The organism is Streptomyces tibetensis, from assembly GCF_040647715.1.
In the GTDB taxonomy this organism is placed as follows: domain Bacteria; phylum Actinomycetota; class Actinomycetes; order Streptomycetales; family Streptomycetaceae; genus Streptomyces; species Streptomyces tibetensis_A.
This window is the reverse complement of the sequence record NZ_JBEZCR010000014.1, coordinates 135154-153492: the sequence shown is the minus strand read 5'-3', so window position 1 is coordinate 153492 and position 18339 is coordinate 135154. Positions and strand designations below refer to the sequence as shown.

The 18339-nt window shown below is 70.7% G+C and carries 17 protein-coding genes; 14 read left to right on the top strand and 3 right to left on the bottom strand.

Annotated features, from left to right (window positions below; all coding sequences use genetic code 11):
• The first annotated feature begins 182 nt into the window (after positions 1-182).
• The 9 genes from AB0B29_RS31845 (at position 183) to pssA (ending at position 11115) form a co-directional block, all read left to right on the top strand.
• Positions 183-1988: a 3-hydroxyacyl-CoA dehydrogenase family protein gene (locus AB0B29_RS31845; protein ID WP_362245191.1), complete on the top strand. Its 1806-nt coding sequence runs from the start codon at positions 183-185 to the stop codon at positions 1986-1988.
• Between the two features lie 160 nt (positions 1989-2148).
• A complete protein-coding gene (locus tag AB0B29_RS31840; RefSeq protein WP_344465926.1) occupies positions 2149-2958 on the top strand; it encodes a TetR family transcriptional regulator in 810 nt (269 codons plus the stop codon).
• Between the two features lie 383 nt (positions 2959-3341).
• Complete coding sequence (gene ccrA / locus AB0B29_RS31835; protein WP_362245189.1) at positions 3342-4685, top strand: crotonyl-CoA carboxylase/reductase; 1344 nt, start codon at positions 3342-3344, stop codon at positions 4683-4685.
• Positions 4686-4702: 17 nt separating this feature from the next.
• Positions 4703-6751 carry a protein meaA gene (locus AB0B29_RS31830; protein ID WP_362245187.1) on the top strand — a complete coding sequence of 683 codons (2049 nt, stop codon included), beginning with the start codon at positions 4703-4705 and terminating at the stop codon, positions 6749-6751.
• The gene (locus tag AB0B29_RS31825) at positions 6748-7722 is read left to right on the top strand and encodes an HpcH/HpaI aldolase/citrate lyase family protein (protein ID WP_344465932.1); all 975 of its coding nucleotides are present in this window, start codon (positions 6748-6750) and stop codon (positions 7720-7722) included. The genes AB0B29_RS31830 and AB0B29_RS31825 overlap by 4 nt, the downstream gene beginning before the upstream one ends.
• 4 nt (positions 7723-7726) lie before the next feature.
• Positions 7727-8239 carry a MaoC family dehydratase gene (locus AB0B29_RS31820; RefSeq protein ID WP_031107606.1) on the top strand — a complete coding sequence of 171 codons (513 nt, stop codon included), beginning with the start codon at positions 7727-7729 and terminating at the stop codon, positions 8237-8239.
• Between the two features lie 2 nt (positions 8240-8241).
• Positions 8242-9447, top strand: a complete 1206-nt coding sequence (locus tag AB0B29_RS31815; protein WP_362245185.1) for an acyl-CoA dehydrogenase family protein — start codon at positions 8242-8244, stop codon at positions 9445-9447.
• Positions 9448-9617: 170 nt separating this feature from the next.
• On the top strand, positions 9618-10274 hold the full coding sequence (locus tag AB0B29_RS31810; protein WP_053671161.1) for a phosphatidylserine decarboxylase: 657 nt from the start codon (positions 9618-9620) through the stop codon (positions 10272-10274).
• A 58-nt stretch (positions 10275-10332) separates the two neighbouring features.
• Positions 10333-11115, top strand: coding sequence for a CDP-diacylglycerol--serine O-phosphatidyltransferase (gene pssA / locus AB0B29_RS31805; protein WP_362245335.1), 783 nt, complete (start codon positions 10333-10335; stop codon positions 11113-11115).
• 159 nt (positions 11116-11274) lie between these two features.
• Here pssA and AB0B29_RS31800 read toward each other — a convergent pair whose 3' ends face one another.
• A complete protein-coding gene (locus AB0B29_RS31800; protein WP_362245333.1) occupies positions 11275-12393 on the bottom strand; it encodes a glycerate kinase in 1119 nt (372 codons plus the stop codon).
• 284 nt (positions 12394-12677) lie between these two features.
• Here AB0B29_RS31800 and AB0B29_RS31795 point away from each other — a divergent pair, with 284 nt between their 5' ends.
• From AB0B29_RS31795 to AB0B29_RS31780, 4 genes are all read left to right on the top strand, one after another.
• Positions 12678-13751, top strand: coding sequence for an ADP-ribosylglycohydrolase family protein (locus AB0B29_RS31795; RefSeq protein WP_362245183.1), 1074 nt, complete (start codon positions 12678-12680; stop codon positions 13749-13751).
• 292 nt (positions 13752-14043) lie between these two features.
• Positions 14044-14499: a hypothetical protein gene (locus tag AB0B29_RS31790; protein ID WP_362245181.1), complete on the top strand. Its 456-nt coding sequence runs from the start codon at positions 14044-14046 to the stop codon at positions 14497-14499.
• Between the two features lie 28 nt (positions 14500-14527).
• On the top strand, positions 14528-15022 hold the full coding sequence (locus AB0B29_RS31785) for an NUDIX hydrolase (protein WP_362245179.1): 495 nt from the start codon (positions 14528-14530) through the stop codon (positions 15020-15022).
• 81 nt (positions 15023-15103) lie between these two features.
• Positions 15104-15835, top strand: coding sequence for an SIR2 family NAD-dependent protein deacylase (locus AB0B29_RS31780; protein ID WP_362245177.1), 732 nt, complete (start codon positions 15104-15106; stop codon positions 15833-15835).
• Between the two features lie 13 nt (positions 15836-15848).
• On the opposite strand, the gene AB0B29_RS31775 is transcribed toward AB0B29_RS31780, so the two are convergent.
• Together AB0B29_RS31775 and AB0B29_RS31770 are read right to left on the bottom strand one after the other, a co-directional pair.
• Positions 15849-16331 (bottom strand): methylated-DNA--[protein]-cysteine S-methyltransferase, encoded by a 483-nt coding sequence (locus AB0B29_RS31775; RefSeq protein WP_362245175.1) that lies wholly within the window; start codon positions 16329-16331, stop codon positions 15849-15851.
• Between the two features lie 9 nt (positions 16332-16340).
• Positions 16341-17810 carry an AlkA N-terminal domain-containing protein gene (locus tag AB0B29_RS31770; RefSeq protein WP_362245331.1) on the bottom strand — a complete coding sequence of 490 codons (1470 nt, stop codon included), beginning with the start codon at positions 17808-17810 and terminating at the stop codon, positions 16341-16343.
• 142 nt (positions 17811-17952) lie between these two features.
• Between AB0B29_RS31770 and AB0B29_RS31765 the strand changes: the two genes are divergently transcribed.
• Positions 17953-18315, top strand: coding sequence for an ArsR/SmtB family transcription factor (locus AB0B29_RS31765; RefSeq protein ID WP_053671172.1), 363 nt, complete (start codon positions 17953-17955; stop codon positions 18313-18315).
• Positions 18316-18339: the final 24 nt, after the last annotated feature.

The window sequence follows — 18339 nt, the reverse complement described above, 5'->3', positions numbered from 1 at the left end:
ATCACCGTTCATCCCGGGCGTGTGCACGCCCGTGGAGGCGGCACCGGGCGTGTGCGCTTCGCAGCCCGGCCAGCACCCGCACTCATCCACGCACCCGGTGCGTCCGTGGTTCGGCTCCTGCCGGCCCCTTGGGCGCACCCGGGGCGCGTTTCCCGTCGTCACCCTCATCCTGGAGTCCCGCGATGGCCTCTCCCCTTTCCGACCCGTCCCAGTCCACGCTGCAGACCGTCGCCGTCGTCGGCCTCGGCACGATGGGCACCGGCATCGCCGAGGTCCTCGCCAAGGCCGGCCGCACGGTCGTCGGCATCGACGTCAGCGAGTCCCAGGCTGCGAAGTGCGTCGCCGCCCTGGAGGCCTCCACCGCCCGCGGCGTCGAGCGCGGCCGGCTGACCGAGCAGGAGCGCGCCGAGATCCTCGGCCGGGTCAGCACCTCCGGTGACCTGCGCACCGCCGCCGACGCCGACCTGGTCATCGAGGTGGCCCCGGAGTCGTACGAGATCAAGCACCAGATCTTCCGGGAGCTGGACGGGATCGTGCGTCCCGAGACGATCCTTGCGACCGGCACCAACGCCCTGTCCGTGACGCGGCTGGCCGCCGACTCCTCCCGCCCCGAGCGGGTGCTGGGCCTGCACTTCTTCAACCCCGCGCCGGCCATGAAGCTGGTCGAGGTCGTCTCCTCGGTGCTGACCGCTCCGGCTGCCGTCACGGCGGTCACCGACCTCGCGCTCGACCTGGGCAAGGAACCCGTCGCGGTCGGCGACCGCCCCGGTTTCGTCGCGGACGGCCTGCTGTTCGGCTACCTCAACCAGGCCGCCGCGATGTACGAGGCGAAGTACGCCTCCCGCGAGGACATCGACGCCGCGATGCGGCTGGGCTGCGGGCTGCCGATGGGCCCGCTGGCGCTGCTCGACCTGATCGGCGTCGACACCGCGCGCACGGTCCTGGAGGCCATGTACTCCGCCTCCCGGGACCGGCTGCACGCCCCGGCCCCGATCCTCAAGCAACTGAGCGAGGCGGGGCTGACCGGCCGCAAGGCGGGGCGCGGGTTCTACACGTACGAGGCGCCGGGCAGCGCGGTCGTCGTGCGCGACGCGCTGACCCCGCTGGAGGGCGGTGACCTGGCTCCCGGCCGGGAGATCCGTTCCGTCGGTGTCGCGGGCTCGGGCACCATGGCCTCCGGTATCGCCGAGGTCTTCGCCAAGGCCGGGTACGAGGTGGTCATCGCCGCCCGCAGTGCGGAGAAGGCGCAGACCGCGAAGGCCCGGATCGGCAAGTCCCTGTCCCGCTCGGTCGACAAGGGCCGGATGACCGCCGAGGCGGCCACCGAGACCCTGGACCGCATCACGGCCTCGGGCAGCTACGAGGACTTCGCGGGCGTCGACCTGGCGGTGGAGGCGGTCGCCGAGGACCTGGAGGTCAAGCGGCAGCTGTTCGCGACACTGGACAAGGTCTGCAAGCCGGGCGCGATCCTGGCCACCACGACCTCGTCGCTGCCGGTCGTCGCCTGCGCCCGGGCCACCTCGCGCCCGCAGGACGTGATCGGCATGCACTTCTTCAACCCGGCGCCGGCCATGAAGCTGGTCGAGGTCGTCCGCACGGTGCTGACCGCCGACGACGTGCACGCCACGGTCCGCGAGGTCTGCGGCCGGATCAGGAAGCACCCCGTCGACTGCGGTGACCGGGCCGGCTTCATCGTGAATGCGCTGCTGTTCCCGTACCTGAACAACGCGATCAAGATGGTCGAGGAGCACTACGCGTCGCTCGACGACATCGACGCGGCGATGAAGCTGGGCGGCGGTTACCCGATGGGCCCCTTCGAGCTGCTGGACGTCGTCGGTCTTGACGTCTCGCTGGCCATCGAGAAGGTCCTGCACCGCGAGTTCCGCGACCCGGGGCTCGCTCCGGCGCCGCTGCTGGAGCACCTGGTGGCCGCGGGCTGCCTCGGCCGCAAGACCGGCCGCGGCTTCCGCGAATATGCCAAGCGCTGAGCGTCCAGGCGACTGGTTCCGGTCCGGCGCGGAGTGGGGCGGCCTGCTCGGCCCGGACCGGTTCCACCCGGCCGGCCCGCCCGCCCCTGACCCGCCCCCGGGCCCCGGGGAAGAACCGGGCCATGCGCGGCGAGCTGCGCACATGCAGTACGTTCAGGGCATGTCCCAGCCCGCCAGGTCCTCACGTACACCCGCCACTGCCGACGCGCCGGAAAGCGCCGCCGGCTCCCGCGCCGCCGCCCAGCGGCTCAAGATGCGCAGGGAACTGGCGGCCGCCGCGATGGAGCTGTTCGCGACCAAGGGGTACGAGGCGACCACCGTCGACGAGATCGCGGCCCAGGCCGGGGTCGCCCGCCGCACCTTCTTCCGCCACTTCCGCTCCAAGGAAGAGGCGATCTTCCCCGACCACGACGACACCCTGATCCGGGCCGAGGCGGTGCTCAACGCCGCGCCCGCGCACGAGCATCCGCTCGACACGGTGTGCCGGGGCATCAAGGAGGTCATGCGGATGTACGCGGCCCGGCCGGAGATCTCGGTCGCCCGCTACAAGCTGACGCGCGAGGTGCCCACCCTGCGCGAGGCGGAGATCGCGTCGGTGGCCCGCTACGAGCGTCTCTTCACCCGCTACCTCCTCGGCCACTTCGACGAGCGGGCGCACGCCGACGACGCCAACGACGACCCGCTGCTGGCCGAGGTCGCCGCGTCCGCGGTCGTCACGGCCCACAACCACGTGCTGCGGCGCTGGCTGCGGGCGGGCGGCCAGGGCGACGTGGAGGCACAGCTGGACCACGCCTTCGCGATCGTGCGCAAGACGTTCGGCACCGGCATCGGGGCGGGGCGCTCCACGGAACCGCAGCCGGCCGTGGCGACCGCCTCGGCGCAGGGCGAGGTACTGGTGACCGTCGCCCGCACCGACGCACCGCTCGACGAGGTCATGCGGACCATCGAGCAGGCGCTCAAGGAGCGCTGAGAGCCCCTTCACCCGTGTGATGACGGCCACCCCTCGGGGTGGCCGTTTTGGCATGTCAGGGGCCGTTTTGCAGGCCCTTGAAGAGCCCGTTCGATCGATCATCGCTCATTTGTTACGTAAAGATTTCATCTGAGGCCAAGTTCTGGCACTCAGTGCCTTGCGGGGTGACACGCGGTGTCATACGTTGAAGGAGTCCGGACGACGTCCCGGCAGGCCGAACCCGCCTGCACGCCCGGACGCCTGCGTCACAGGCAACCTCCCGCGCCACCATGCGCTGCCGAACAGCACCACCGCCGAACCGACGGCACACCCTCAACCCTCAGCAGCACCGACGAACCCATCGGCGCCCCTCCCTCAGGGCGCTCACCGCCGGAGGCAACACCGTGACCGTTAAGGACATCCTGGCCGCGATCCAGTCGCCCGACTCCACGTCGGAGGACTTCGCCGCCCTCCCGCTCCCCGAGTCGTACCGCGCGATCACCGTGCACAAGGACGAGACGGAGATGTTCGCGGGCCTCGAGACCCGCGACAAGGACCCCCGCAAGTCGATCCACCTGGACGAGGTGCCGCTGCCCGAGCTCGGCCCGGGCGAGGCCCTGGTGGCCGTCATGGCCTCGTCGGTCAACTACAACTCGGTGTGGACCTCGATCTTCGAGCCGCTGTCCACCTTCGGCTTCCTGGAGCGCTACGGCCGCACCAACGAGCTGGCCAAGCGCCATGACCTGCCGTACCACATCATCGGCTCCGACCTCGCGGGCGTCGTCCTGCGCACCGGCCCGGGTGTCAACGCCTGGCGCCCCGGTGACGAGGTCGTCGCGCACTGCCTGTCCGTCGAGCTGGAGTCCAGCGACGGCCACAACGACACGATGCTCGACCCCGAGCAGCGCATCTGGGGCTTCGAGACGAACTTCGGCGGCCTCGCCGAGATCGCGCTGGTCAAGTCCAACCAGCTGATGCCCAAGCCCGACCACCTGTCGTGGGAGGAGGCCGCCGCCCCCGGTCTGGTCAACTCCACCGCCTACCGGCAGCTGGTCTCCCGCAACGGCGCCGGCATGAAGCAGGGCGACAACGTCCTGATCTGGGGCGCGAGCGGCGGACTCGGCTCCTACGCCACCCAGTTCGCGCTGGCCGGCGGCGCCAACCCGATCTGTGTCGTCTCCAGCGACCAGAAGGCGGACATCTGCCGCTCGATGGGCGCCGAGGCGATCATCGACCGCAACGCCGAGGGCTACAAGTTCTGGAAGGACGAGAACACCCAGGACCCCAAGGAGTGGAAGCGCTTCGGCAAGCGCATCCGCGAGCTCACCGGCGGCGAGGACATCGACATCGTCTTCGAGCACCCCGGCCGTGAGACCTTCGGCGCCTCGGTGTTCGTCACGCGCAAGGGCGGCACCATCACCACCTGCGCCTCCACCTCGGGCTACATGCACGAGTACGACAACCGCTACCTGTGGATGTCCCTGAAGCGGATCATCGGCTCGCACTTCGCCAACTACCGCGAGGCCTGGGAGGCCAACCGGCTCATCGCGAAGGGCAAGATCCACCCCACCCTGTCGAAGGTGTACTCCCTCGAGGACACCGGCCAGGCCGCCTACGACGTGCACCGCAACCTGCACCAGGGCAAGGTCGGCGTGCTGTGCATGTCCCCCGAGGAGGGCCTGGGCGTGCGCGACCAGGAGAAGCGCGCGCAGCACATCGACGCCATCAACCGCTTCCGCAACATCTGAGACATACGGGGGCACAGATGACTGAGCGTCAGCCCGCCGCGGTCAGGCGGGAGAAGGACCGACCGTGGCTCATGCGCACGTACGCCGGTCACTCCACGGCCGAGGCGTCCAACGAGCTGTACCGGCGCAACCTCGCCAAGGGCCAGACGGGTCTGTCGGTGGCGTTCGACCTGCCGACGCAGACCGGCTACGACTCCGACCACATCCTCGCCCGCGGCGAGGTCGGCCGGGTCGGCGTGCCGATCGCGCACGTCGGTGACATGCGCCGGCTGTTCCAGGACATCCCCCTGGAGCAGATGAACACCTCGATGACGATCAACGCCACCGCCATGTGGCTGCTGGCGCTCTACCAGGTCGTCGCCGAGGAGCAGGGCGCGGACATCACCAAGCTCCAGGGCACGACCCAGAACGACATCGTCAAGGAGTACCTGTCCCGCGGGACGCACGTCTTCCCGCCGGGCCCGAGCCTGCGCCTGACGACGGACATGATCGCGTACACGGTCTCCCACATCCCGAAGTGGAACCCGATCAACATCTGCAGCTACCACCTGCAGGAGGCGGGCGCCACGCCGGTCCAGGAGATCGCGTACGCGATGTCCACCGCGATCGCCGTCCTCGACGCCGTGCGCGACTCCGGCCAGGTGCCGCAGGAGCGCATGGGCGATGTCGTCGCACGCATCTCGTTCTTCGTGAACGCGGGTGTCCGCTTCATCGAGGAGATGTGCAAGATGCGGGCGTTCGGCCGCATCTGGGACCGCATCACCCGTGAGCGCTACGGCATCGAGGACGCCAAGCAGCGCCGCTTCCGCTACGGCGTCCAGGTCAACTCCCTGGGCCTGACGGAGGCGCAGCCGGAGAACAACGTCCAGCGGATCGTGCTGGAGATGCTGGCCGTCACCCTCTCCAAGGACGCCCGCGCCCGCGCCGTGCAGCTGCCCGCGTGGAACGAGGCGCTGGGCCTGCCCCGCCCCTGGGACCAGCAGTGGTCGCTGCGCATCCAGCAGGTGCTGGCGTACGAGAGCGATCTGCTGGAGTACGAGGACATCTTCGAGGGTTCGAAGGTGATCGAGGCGAAGGTGGAGCAGCTCGTCGAGGACGCGTTCGCCGAGATCGACCGCATCCAGGAGATGGGCGGCGCGATGGCGGCCGTCGAGTCCGGCTACCTCAAGGCACAGCTGGTCGCCTCGCACGCCGAGCGCCGGGGCCGGATCGAGTCCGGCCAGGAGAAGATCATCGGTGTCAACGCCTTCGAGGGCACCGAGCCGAACCCGCTGACCGCCGACCTGGACACCGCGATCCAGACGGTGGACCCGGCGGTCGAGGCCCGGGTCATCGCCGGGCTGGAGCAGTGGCGCGACAGCCGCTACCAGCCGCCCTTCAACCACCCACGGCCGTGCAAGGCGCTGGAGCGGCTGAAGGAGGCCGCGCGCGGCGACGAGAACCTCATGGAGGCCACCCTGGAGTGCGCCCGCGCCGGCGCGACGACCGGCGAGTGGGCCGGGGCGCTGCGCGAGGTGTTCGGCGAGTTCCGGGCGCCCACGGGCGTCTCCTCGGCTCCGGTGGCCGTGCCCGTCGAGGAGGGCAGCGCGCTGGACCTGGTCCGCCGCAAGGTGGACCTGACGGCCAAGGACCTGGGCGTGGGCAAGCTGCGCTTCCTGGTGGGCAAGCCGGGCCTGGACGGTCACTCCAACGGCGCCGAGCAGATCGCCGTGCGCGCGCGCGACGCCGGCTTCGAGGTGGTCTACCAGGGCATCCGGCTGACGCCGGAGCAGATCGTGGACGCGGCCCTCGCCGAGGACGTGCACGCGGTGGGCCTGTCCATCCTGTCCGGCTCGCACGCCCAGCTGGTGCCGGACGTCCTCGAACGGCTGCGTGTGGCCGGTGCCACAGATATACCCGTGATCGCCGGTGGCATCATCCCGAATGGTGACGCCGAGCAGCTCAGGGAAGCCGGAGTGGCCGCGGTCTTCACCCCGAAGGACTTCGACATCACCGGAATCATCGGCTGCATCGTCGACGAGATCCGGAAAGCGAACAAGCTCGACCCCCTGGAGGTCCCCGCATGACCAGCCCTGCTCCGCAGGTCAACCGCCTTCGCCCCCGGCGTTCCTGCCTGGCGGTACCGGGCTCGAACCCGCGCTTCCTGGAGAAGGCCCAGGGCCTCCCCGCGGACCAGGTCTTCCTCGACCTGGAGGACGCGTGCGCGCCGCTCGCCAAGCCCGAGGCGCGGCACACCATCGTCAAGTTCCTCAACGAGGGCGACTGGACGGGCAAGACGAGGGTCGTGCGCGTCAACGACTGGACGACCGAGTGGACGTACCGCGACGTCGTCACGGTCGTCGAGGGCGCCGGCCAGAACCTCGACTGCATCATGCTGCCGAAGGTGCAGACGGCCCAGCAGATCGTCGCGCTGGACCTGCTGCTGACGCAGATCGAGAAGACCATGGGCTTCGAGGTCGGCAAGATCGGCATCGAGGCGCAGATCGAGAACGCGCAGGGCCTGAACAACGTCAACGAGATCGCGACGGCGTCCCAGCGCGTCGAGACGATCATCTTCGGCCCGGCCGACTTCATGGCGTCGATCAACATGAAGTCGCTGGTCGTGGGCGAGCAGCCGCCCGGCTACCCGGCGGACGCCTACCACTACATCCTGATGAAGATCCTGATGGCCGCCCGCGCCAACAACCTCCAGGCGATCGACGGCCCCTACCTGCAGATCCGCAACATCGACGGCTACCGCGAGGTCGCCCAGCGCGCCGCCGCGCTCGGCTTCGACGGCAAGTGGGTGCTGCACCCGGGCCAGGTCGAGGCGTCCAACGAGATCTTCTCGCCGTCGCAGGAGGACTACGACCACGCCGAGCTGATCCTGGACGCGTACGACTACTACACGTCCGAGGCGGGCGGCAAGAAGGGCTCGGCGATGCTCGGCGACGAGATGATCGACGAGGCCAGCCGCAAGATGGCCCTGGTCATCTCCGGCAAGGGCCGCGCCGCCGGCATGCAGCGCACCAGCAAGTTCGAGATTCCGGAGGGCTGACGCGATGCAGTTCGGGCGCACCTACGAGGAGTTCGAGGTCGGGGCGACGTACAAGCACTGGCCGGGAAAGACGGTCACGGAGTACGACGACCACCTGTTCTGTCTCCTCACCATGAACCACCACCCGCTCCACATGGACACGAACTATGCGGAGAAGACGACGGACTTCGGCAAGAACGTCGTCGTCGGGAACTACGTCTACTCGCTGCTGCTCGGCATGTCCGTACCGGACATCTCCGGCAAGGCCATCGCCAACCTGGAGATCGAGTCGCTCAAGCACGTGGCGCCGACCTTCCACGGCGACACGATCTACGGCCAGACGACCGTGCTCGACAAGTGGCCGTCGAAGTCGAAGAACGACCGCGGCATCGTCCACGTCGAGACCAAGGGCTACAAGCAGGACGGCACGCTGGTCTGCGTGTTCCGCCGCAAGGTGATGGTGCCGACCGAGACGTACATCAAGGAGCGCGGCGGCGAGCAGCCCGGCCGCCCCGAGCTCAGGGAGCAGGAGAAGTAGCCATGGCGCGACTCGCCCAGACCGCCGGTCTGACGGACGTCCAGCAGGAGATCCTGTCCACCGTCCGGGACTTCGTGGACAAGGAGATCATCCCGGTCGCCACGGAGCTGGAGCACCGCGACGAGTACCCGCAGCAGATCGTCGACGGCCTCAAGGAGTTGGGCCTGTTCGGCCTGATGATCCCCGAGGAGTACGGGGGTCTGGGCGAGTCGCTGCTCACCTACGCCCTCTGCGTCGAGGAGATCGCCCGCGGGTGGATGTCGGTGTCCGGCATCATCAACACCCACTTCATCGTGGCGTACATGCTCAAGCAGCACGGCACGCAGGAGCAGAAGGACCACTTCCTGCCGAGGATGGCGGCCGGCGACATCCGGGGCGCCTTCTCGATGTCGGAGCCGGGCCTCGGCTCGGACGTGTCGGCGATCACGTCGAAGGCGGTGAAGGACGGCGAGGAGTACGTCCTCAACGGCCAGAAGATGTGGCTGACGAACGGCGGAACGTCGTCCCTGGTGGCCGTTCTGGTCAGAAGTGACGAAGGTCACGCCGAGGGCACCGCGCCCCACAAGTCGATGACGACCTTCCTGGTCGAGAAGGAGCCCGGCTTCGGCGAGGTGCGCCCCGGCCTCACGATCCCCGGCAAGATCGACAAGATGGGTTACAAGGGGGTCGACACCACCGAACTCATCATGGATGGCCTGCGCATTCCTGCGGATCGTGTGCTCGGAGGGGTCACCGGCCGTGGTTTCTACCAGATGATGGACGGTGTCGAGGTCGGCCGCGTGAACGTGGCTGCGCGTGGCTGCGGCGTCGCTCAGCGTGCGTTCGAACTGGGCGTCCAGTACGCGCAGCAGCGCCACACCTTCGGCAAGCCGATCGCCCAGCACCAGGCGATCCAGTTCAAGCTGGCCGAGATGGCTACCAAGGTCGAGGCCGCCCATGCGATGATGGTGAACGCAGCACGCAAAAAGGACTCCGGGGAGCGAAACGACCTCGAGGCCGGGATGGCGAAGTACCTCGCCTCCGAGTACTGCAAGGAGGTCGTCGAAGACGCCTTCCGGATCCACGGCGGCTACGGCTTCTCCAAGGAGTACGAGATCGAGCGCCTCTACCGCGAGGCTCCGATGCTGCTCATCGGTGAAGGTACCGCCGAGATCCAGAAAATGATCATCGGCAGGCGGTTGCTCGAAGAGTATCGGTTCCAGGGCTAGATGTCCGGATACGGGGTGTTTTCTTGGAGAAGAAGATCACACCCCGTCAGCACTCTTCTGCCGCCGACTCGGCTGCCTGGCTTACCCAGTTACGGCCCCGAGCCGCTACGATCGCCGGAAAGCCGCCGTCCCCCGTCAGTGTGCGGCATCATCCGCTACGAAGGTCATCCATGCCCCACAGCCAAACCTCTGCACCTCGCGACAGCCGGGCCGGCGTACGCCTCGCGCGCGGAGCATCGCCGTGGCTCCTTCCGACCGTCGCCACCGCAGCCCTCAGCCTGGCGCGGGCCCGGCGCTCCGGCGCCGCCAAGGCCGTCGCCGTTCCCGCCACCGCGCTCGCGGCGGGGATGCTGTGGTTCTTCCGCGACCCCGAGCGCGAGATCACCCAGGGCCGGGTCATCTCGCCCGCCGACGGTGTGGTGCAGAGCATCATGCCGTGGAAGGACGGCCGCACCCGCGTCGCGATCTTCATGAGCCCGCTCAACGTCCACGTCAACCGCGCGCCGCTGGCCGGCACGGTGACGTCGGTCGAGCACATCCCCGGTGGCTTCGTTCCCGCCTTCAACAAGGAGAGCGAGAACAACGAGCGTGTCGTCTGGCACTTCGACACCGAGCTCGGCGACATCGAGATGATCCAGATCGCCGGCGCGGTCGCCCGTCGCATCGTCCCGTACCTGCCCGAGGGCACGAAGGTCGAGCAGGGCGAGCGGATCGGCCTGATCCGCTTCGGCTCGCGGGTCGACCTCTACCTGCCCGAGGGTGTGGAGGTCGCGGTCGAGGTCGGCCAGAAGACGGTGGCGGGGGTGACTCGCATTGACCGTGATTGATCCTGACACCAAGGCCGGCTGGGTCCCGGAGTCCGACGGGGTCGACGAGGAAGAGGAGATGCCCCTCTCTCTTCGCCTGTCGATAGCGGACACCCTGACGCTCGGCAACGCCACGTGCGGCTTCATGGCGGTGTACTTCACCACCACCGGCATCCTGATCCCGGACCTCATGGGCAGCCAGGAGTCCGGCATGGCGCGCAACAGCGCGGCCACGGCGGTCATCCTGATGCTGTGCGCGGCGGTCTTCGACCTGTTCGACGGCCTGGTGGCGCGCAAGCTGCGCTCCTCCCCCATGGGCGCCGAGCTGGACAACCTGTCCGACCTGATCAGCTTCGGCCTGGCGCCGGCGTACTTCGTCCTCGTCTACGGCATGGTGGCGGAGGGCGCGTACCAGCGGGTCGCGGCGGTCGGGGCGATCGTGGTGCTGCTGGCGGTGGTGCTACGGCTCGCCCGGTTCTCGTGCGTCACGGTCAAGGACGGCACCTTCCAGGGCATGCCGTCACCGTTCGGCGCGCTGACCGTGGTGTCGATCGTGTTGCTGGAGCTGCCCTTCGTGGCGACCCTGCTGGCGATCCTGGGGACGGCGTGGCTGATGGTGAGCCGCGTGGAGTACCCGAAGCCGCGGGGCCGGCTCGCCGTGGCGATGCTGTCGTGGATCGTGCTGGGCATGGGCATGATGGCCGCCTGGGCCTTCGACGCACCTGGCGGTCAGCTGCTGCTCCAGACGGGCTGCGCGCTCCAGCTGGTCATGGGGGCGGTGATCCCGCTGTTCGCGACGGCTCGGCGGGTGAACAACTTCCGGGACAACCGCCGCGAGGCGCGGGCGGCACAGCTGCCCTGATCTCGTCCCCGCACCACTGACGGGTGTGGCCCGGGCCTTCACGGCCCGGGCCACACCCGTTTCTCGTTGCAGTGGTCCAAGGAGGCAAGGCGGAGGGGCAGAGCTCCGGCAGCCACTTCCGGGACGTCGAACGGTGTGCTGAGCCCCTGCCCTGACGGTTCAGGTCAGGAAGTCCCGCGCGATCCGCTCCGCGACCCGCTCCAGGATCGGGCCCGCCTCGGCGATGCATTTCGCGACGTCCGGTTCCGCGTCCGTCAGGGGGTAGGCCCGGCGGAAACCTGCGCGGCCCAGGGTCTGGGGCGGCAGGGCCAGGCGGCCGCACACCGCCACGACGTCCTTGTCCGCGGCCCGGGCCGCGGCGGCCACGCCCGCCGGGGCCTTGCCGTGCAGGGTCTGCTCGTCGAGGGAGCCCTCACCGGTGATGACCAGGTCGGCGCGCTCCAGAGCGGGGGCGAAGCCCAGGACGTCGAGCATGACCTCGATGCCGGGCCGGAACCGGGCGCCCAGCAGCAGGGCGCCGTAGCCGATGCCGCCCGCCGCGCCCGCACCCGGCGATGCCGCGCACTGGGCGGCCTTCGCACCGGCCGGGCCCTGGAGCACCTCGGCGAAGTGCGCGAGGGCTTGGTCCAGCGCCTCCACGTCGTCGGGCGAGGCGCCCTTCTGCGGGCCGTAGACCGCGGGGGCTCCCTTCGGGCCGGTCAGCGGGTTGTCGACGTCGCTCGCGAGGACCAGCTCGATCCCGGCGAGGCGCGGGTCGAGCCCGGACAGGTCGGCGGTGGCCAGCCGGGCGAGTCCGCCGCCGCCCGGGGGCACCGGCTCCCCGTCGGCGTCCAGGAACCGGGCGCCCAGCGCCGACAGCATCCCGGCGCCGCCGTCGGTGGTGGCGCTGCCGCCGACCCCGAAGACGATCGTGCGGGCACCCGCGTCCAGCGCGGCCCGCAGCAGCTCGCCGGAGCCGTACGTGGACGCCGTGAGCGGGGCGAAGACCCCGGCGGGCAGCCGCTGCAGCCCGCTCGCCTCGGCCATCTCCACGACCGCGGTGCCCTCACGCAGCGCGAACGCCGCGGTCACCTCGTCGCCGAGGGGGCCGGCGACCCGTACCTCCCGGCGTTCGAACCCGGCCGCGACGGCCGCGGCCACGGTCCCGTCGCCGCCGTCCGCCACGGGCAGCGCCTCGACCTCGAGGTCCGGCAGGACGTGCCGCAACCCGGCCGTCACCCGCTCGGCGACCTGCACGGCCGTCAGCGACCCCTTGAACTTGTCCGCGGCGACGAGCACCCGCTGGGCCTTCCGGGTGCCGCTCACTGCAGCGTCCGCCACTTGCACTCCCCTTGCTTCCGGGCCCTCACGCACGTCAGGGCCAGTCGCGCCGCTGTGACCTTAACCGGAGGAGCGGTCCGCCGTCAGCCCGTGCCCATCCCATGGACCAGGGGGCCCTCACCCCAGGGGCGCGGGACTGCATCCGACAGGCGGCTGCCGCCGCGCGGGCGCGGCCGGCCACGGCGAAGCCGCGGCCCCGAACGCACCGCAGCCCCCACTCCCGAAACGGGTAGACCTCCACCATGACCCCCGCACGCTCCGACACAGACCTCGGCAACCGCATCCTCGGCGGCTGGACCGGCCGCATCGCGGGAAACATGCTCGGCAAGCCGGTCGAACAGGGCGAGGTGTGGACCCGCGACCGCATCGATCGCTACCTCAGACAGGCCTCGGCCCTGCCGCTCACCGACTACCTGCCCGAGCCGATCAGCGAGCACGACGGCTTCGCGCTGCGCCCCGAGTGGCGCAGCTGCGTCCGCGGCCGTATCCACGGCAGCTGCCGTGACGACGACGTCGACTACGCGATCCTCGGCCTCGACCTGCTGGAGACCCACGGCTTCGGCTTCACCACCGAGCAGGTCGGCGACCTGTGGCTGCTGCGGCTGCCGTACCTGCAGACGTTCACCGCCGAGCGGGCCGCGTACCGCAATCTCGCCGGCGGGCTGAAGCCGCCGCTGACGGCGACGTACGACAACCCGTACCAGGAGTGGATCGGCGCTCTCATCCGGGCCGACGTCTTCGGCTGGACCTGCCCAGGCGTCCCGCGCCGCGCCGCTCTGCTCGCCCGGCGGGACGCGGTGCTGTCGCACACCGGCAACGGGGTCTACGGTGCGATGTGGGCGGCGGCACTGATCGCGGCGGCGTTCACGGCACCCACCGTGCGGCACGCCGTCGACGAGGCCCTGGCCGTGATCCCGGCGAGCAGCCGGCTCGCCCGCGCGGTACGCCGGGTGGTCGCTCTGCACGACACCCGGATGTCCTGGGAGGACACGCTCACCACGCTGGCCGAGGAGACCGCCGGGATGGGCTGGATCCACTCCGTGCCGAACGCGGCCGTCCTCACCGCCGGTCTGCTCTACGGCGACGGTGACTTCACCCGGACCATCACGCTCACGGTCCGCGGCGGACTGGACACCGACTCCAACGGCGCGACCGCCGGTTCGGTGGCCGGTGTGTTCGGCGGGGTCGCGGCCATCCCGGACCAGTGGAAGGCGCCTTTGGAGGACACGGTCCGCAGCGCGGTGTTCGGCTTCGACGGGGTACGGATCAGCGAGCTGGCCGAGCGGACGCTGCGGCTGGCGGAACGGGAGGCCTGACCGTATCGAACCGGCCAATCCCGGGCGCGTGCGACGGTCGGCCCGGTGTTCCGCTTGGAGGCCCGCGCCCGGTGACCGCTCAGTATCGGCCACTGCCGCGGAGCTCAAGCGGGACCTCCGTTTGGCATCGCTTCCATCCGCTGATTCCGGCCACTCGACCGAGAGCCGCCAATATCGATCAAACCCGATCGTAAAGTGATCTAGCCATCGGATCTCCCGATCGTTTCCAGTCACTCGGCCCGCGTGCTCGCGCCCTCGCGCCCTCGCGCCTGACAGAAAGCATCTGATTGTCATGTCTCGTTTCAGAACCGCTGTCCGCGCCGCCGCCTCCGTGTCCGTTCTGACCGCCGCCGTCCTCACCGCCCCGCCGGCCGTCGCCGCCGAGCAGCCCGCGCCCGCCGCCGCGGCTGCCAACGTGTGCGGCACCGGTTACACCCTGCGCAAGGCGATCCCGCTGCCCCTCGGCACCGACCCCAGCGCCCGTCTGGCCACCCTCTTCGCCTACGAGAACGGCGGCAAGGGCTGCGTCATCCTCGACAACAACGTCGGCCAGTCCCGGTACATGCTCGTGCAGGTCTGCAAGGTCGGCGGCACCTCCTGCGACAAGGACTCGGGCAACTTCAGCGAGTACGCCGGCCCGGTGTACGTCTCCAGCTTCGCCTGCGCCCCGGTGACCGCCAAGATGGGCACTTCCTCCAGCAGCCTCTCCGTCAACTACAAGTCCGACTACGTCTTCCCCTGCGGCTGAGCCGGCGCCCGGTGGTTACCCTGCACCGATGACCACCTCTCCTGACTACGCCGCCTACATCGCGTCCCTGCCCCGCGTCCTGGCCGGCGCCGCCGTGCTGTTCCGGGACGACCAGGGCCGGGTGCTGCTCGTCGAGCCCAACTACCGGGAGGGCTGGGCGCTGCCCGGCGGCACCGTCGAGTCCGACGACGGCGAGACCCCGCGGCAGGGCGCCCGGCGCGAGACGGCCGAGGAGATCGGCCTCGACCGTGAGCCCGGCCGGCTGCTGACGGTGGACTGGGTGCAGGGCACGGGCCGTCCGCCGGTGGTGGCCTACCTGTACGACGGTGGGGTGCTGGGGGCGGACGAGTTCAAGGCGATCCGCCTCCAGGAGGAGGAGCTGCTGTCCTGGCGGCTGGTGGCGCGCGAGGAGCTGACCGAGTACCTGTCAGGCGCCCACAGCGGCCGCGTCCTGGCCGCCCTCGACGTCCTCGCGGAGGGCTCGGGGACGGCGGAGCTCGAGAACGGCAGGCGGGTGTCCTGACGTAGCCGGCCGTTCGCCCCTCGGCCGTCCCGTCCGAAATCCGTTCGCCGCCGCCAGGCGCACCGGCCTACCCTCGGCGACATGGCCAAGCCCCTTGTCGCCCTGCTCACCGGTGCCGGCATCAGCACCGATTCGGGCATCCCGGACTACCGCGGGCCGAACGGGCTGTGGCGGCGGGACCCCGAGGCCGAGAAGCTCGTCACGTACGCGTACTACATGGGTGACGCCGAGATCCGCCGCCGGTCCTGGCTCATGCGGCGCGAGACCGGGGCGCTGCGGGCCGAGCCCAACGCCGCGCACCGGGCGGTGGCGGAGCTGGAGCGGTCCGGGGTGCCGGTGCGGGTGATCACGCAGAACGTGGACGGGCTGCACCAGCTCGCCGGGATGCCCGACCGCAAGGTCCTGGAACTGCACGGGTCGGCCCGCAGTGTCGTCTGCACCGGCTGCCACGCGCGCGGCCCGATGACGGACGCGCTCGCCCGGGTGGACGCCGGTGAGGACGATCCGCCCTGCCGGGAGTGCGGTGGGATCCTGAAGCCGGCGACGGTGATGTTCGGTGAGCGGCTCGACCCCGTCGTCCTCGGCGAGGCGGCCGCCGTCAGCAAGGCCTGTCAGGTGTTCATCGCCGTCGGTTCGAGCCTTCAGGTGCAGCCCGCGGCCGGTCTCGCCGGTGTCGCCGCCGACCACGGCGCCCGCCTGATCGTCGTCAACGCCGAACCGACCCCGTACGACGACCGCGCCGACGAGATCATCCGCGATCCCATCGGCACGGCACTGCCGGAGCTGCTGCGTCGCCTCGGGGACACCTCCTAGCTTCGGGACCCCGCTAGAACAGCGCCGCCCCGCGTTCGAAGTCCAGCAGGCGTTGCTTGCGCTCCAGGCCGCCGCCGTACCCCGTCAGGCCGCCGTTCGCGCCGATGACGCGGTGGCAGGGGACGATGATGCCGATGGGGTTGCGGCCGTTGGCGAGGCCGACCGCGCGGGAGGCCGCGGGGGTGCCGAGGGTGTCGGCGAGCCGGCCGTAGGTGCGGGTCTCGCCGTAGGGGATGCGGCGCAGTTCCTCCCAGACGGCGCGCTGGAACGGGGTGCCGTTCAGGCGCAGGGGGACGGTGAACTCCGCGAGGTCGCCCGCGAAGTAGGCCTTCAGTTGCTCCTCCACCTCCGCGAAGAGGGTGTCGTCGCGGGTGCCGAAGGTGTCCTCCGCCGGGCGGTGGCGCTGGTCGGTCATGTACAGGCCGCACAGGACACCGTCGTCGGCGACGAGGGTGAGGGGGCCGTACGGGCTGTCGGTCACGGTGTGCTGCTTCATCGAACGTCCCTATACCGGAAGGAAGTTGATCGGGTGGCTGTCGGTCGCCCAGAGGTACTGGACCGCGTAGGCCCGCCAGGGGCGCCAGGCCGCCGAGCGGGCGGTGAGGGCGGCCGGGGTGGAGGGCAGGCCGAGTTCCCGGGCCGCGCGCCGGATGCCGAGGTCGGTGGGGAGGAAGGCGTCGGGGTCGCCGAGGGCGCGCATGGCGATGACGTCCACCGTCCAGGGGCCGAAGCCGGGCAGGGCGAGGAGCTCGGCACGGGTGCGCGGCCAGTCGCTCTCGACGCCCAGGTGGACGTCGCCGTCGGCGAGCCGGCCGACCAAAGTGGTGAAGGTCGTGCGGCGGGTGCGCGGCATCGCCAGCGTCTCGGGGTCGAGCGCCGCGAGGGCCTCTGGGGCCGGGAAGAGGTGGGTGAGTCCGCCCTCGGGGTCCTCGACCGGTTCGCCGTGCGCGGTGACCAGGCGGGCCGCGTGGGTGCGGGCGGCGGCGGTGGACACCTGCTGGCCGAGCACGGCCCGTACGGCGAACTCGGCCTCGTCGACCGTGCGCGGCACCCGCCGCCCGGGCGCCTTGTCGACCAGGGGCGCGAGGTCGGGGTCGGTGCGGAGCTGGTCGTCGATCGCGACGGGGTCGGCGTCCAGGTCGAGCAGGCGGCGGCAGCGGCTGATGGCGACGGTCAGATCGCGCAGGTCGCTGAGGGTGAGGCGGCAGGCGATGTGGTCCGGGTTGGAGGTGAGGGCCACGATGCCGTGGCCGTACGGGAGGCGGAGGGTGCGGCGGTAGGAGCCGTCGCGCCACTCCTCCACGCCGGGTACGGCCGTCGCGGCGAGGTGGCCGAAGAGGTTGTCGGGGTTGAGCGGGGCGCGGAACGGCAGCCGCAGGGACAGGGCGCCGGGGGTGCTCGCGCCCTGCCGTCTGGGAGCGCGGGCGCGCAGCTCGCTCGGGGGCAGGGCGAAGACCTCGCGGACGGTGTCGTTGAAGGTGCGGATCGAGGCGAAGCCGGCGGCGAAGGCGATCTGCGCCATGGGCAGTGCCGTCGTCTCGATGAGCAGCCGGGCCGTCTGGGCGCGCTGGGCGCGGGCGAGCGCGAGGGGGCCCGCGCCCAGCTCGGCGAGGAGCTGGCGTTCGACCTGCCGTGTGCTGTAGCCGAGGCGGCCGGCGAGGCCCGGCACGCCCTCGCGGTCCACGACCCCGTCGGCGATCAGCCGCATGGCGCGAGCGACGAGGTCGGCGCGCTGGTTCCACTCCGGGGAGCCGGGGCTGGTGTCGGGCCGGCAGCGCTTGCAGGCCCGGAACCCGGCCTGCTGACAGGCCGCCGCACTGGGGTGGAAGACCATGTTCTCCGGCTTGGGCGGCACCACTGGGCAGCTCGGACGGCAGTAGATGCCGGTGGTCAGGACGGCCGTGAAGAACCAGCCGTCGAACCGCGCGTCCTTGGACCGGACGGCGCGCACGCAGCGCTCGGTGTCGGTGTGCATCCCCATCTGCATGCCTCCAGCATCCGGCACCGGGCGGCGCTGGGCTGGCGAGAATCCGACATCGAGGTGCGGGGGCCGCCCTCCGGACGGCGTCAGATGAAGATTCATTCATGTGTTCGTGCGGGGCCGGTACGATGACGGCATGGGTCATGGAGCCGTCACTCCCGCGCAGGACGCCGCCGAGCGGGTACGCCTGGACGCGGACAACGTCGCGAAGGTCGCCACCACGCTCCAGGCCCTGTCCACGCCCTCCCGGCTGCTCATCCTCGCGCGGCTGCGCGAAGGGCCGTTGCCGGCCACGGAGTTGGCCGCCGAGGTGGGCATGGAGCAGTCGGCCTGCTCCCACCAGCTGCGGCTGCTGCGCAACCTGGGCCTGGTCGTGGGCGAGCGGCAGGGCCGTTCGGTGGTCTACGCGCTGCACGACCACCATGTCGCCGAGCTGCTCGACCAGGCCGTGTACCACGTGGAGCATCTGCGGCTCGGCATCAGCGACGCCGCCGACTGAGCATGCGCCACTGTTCCACCGTCG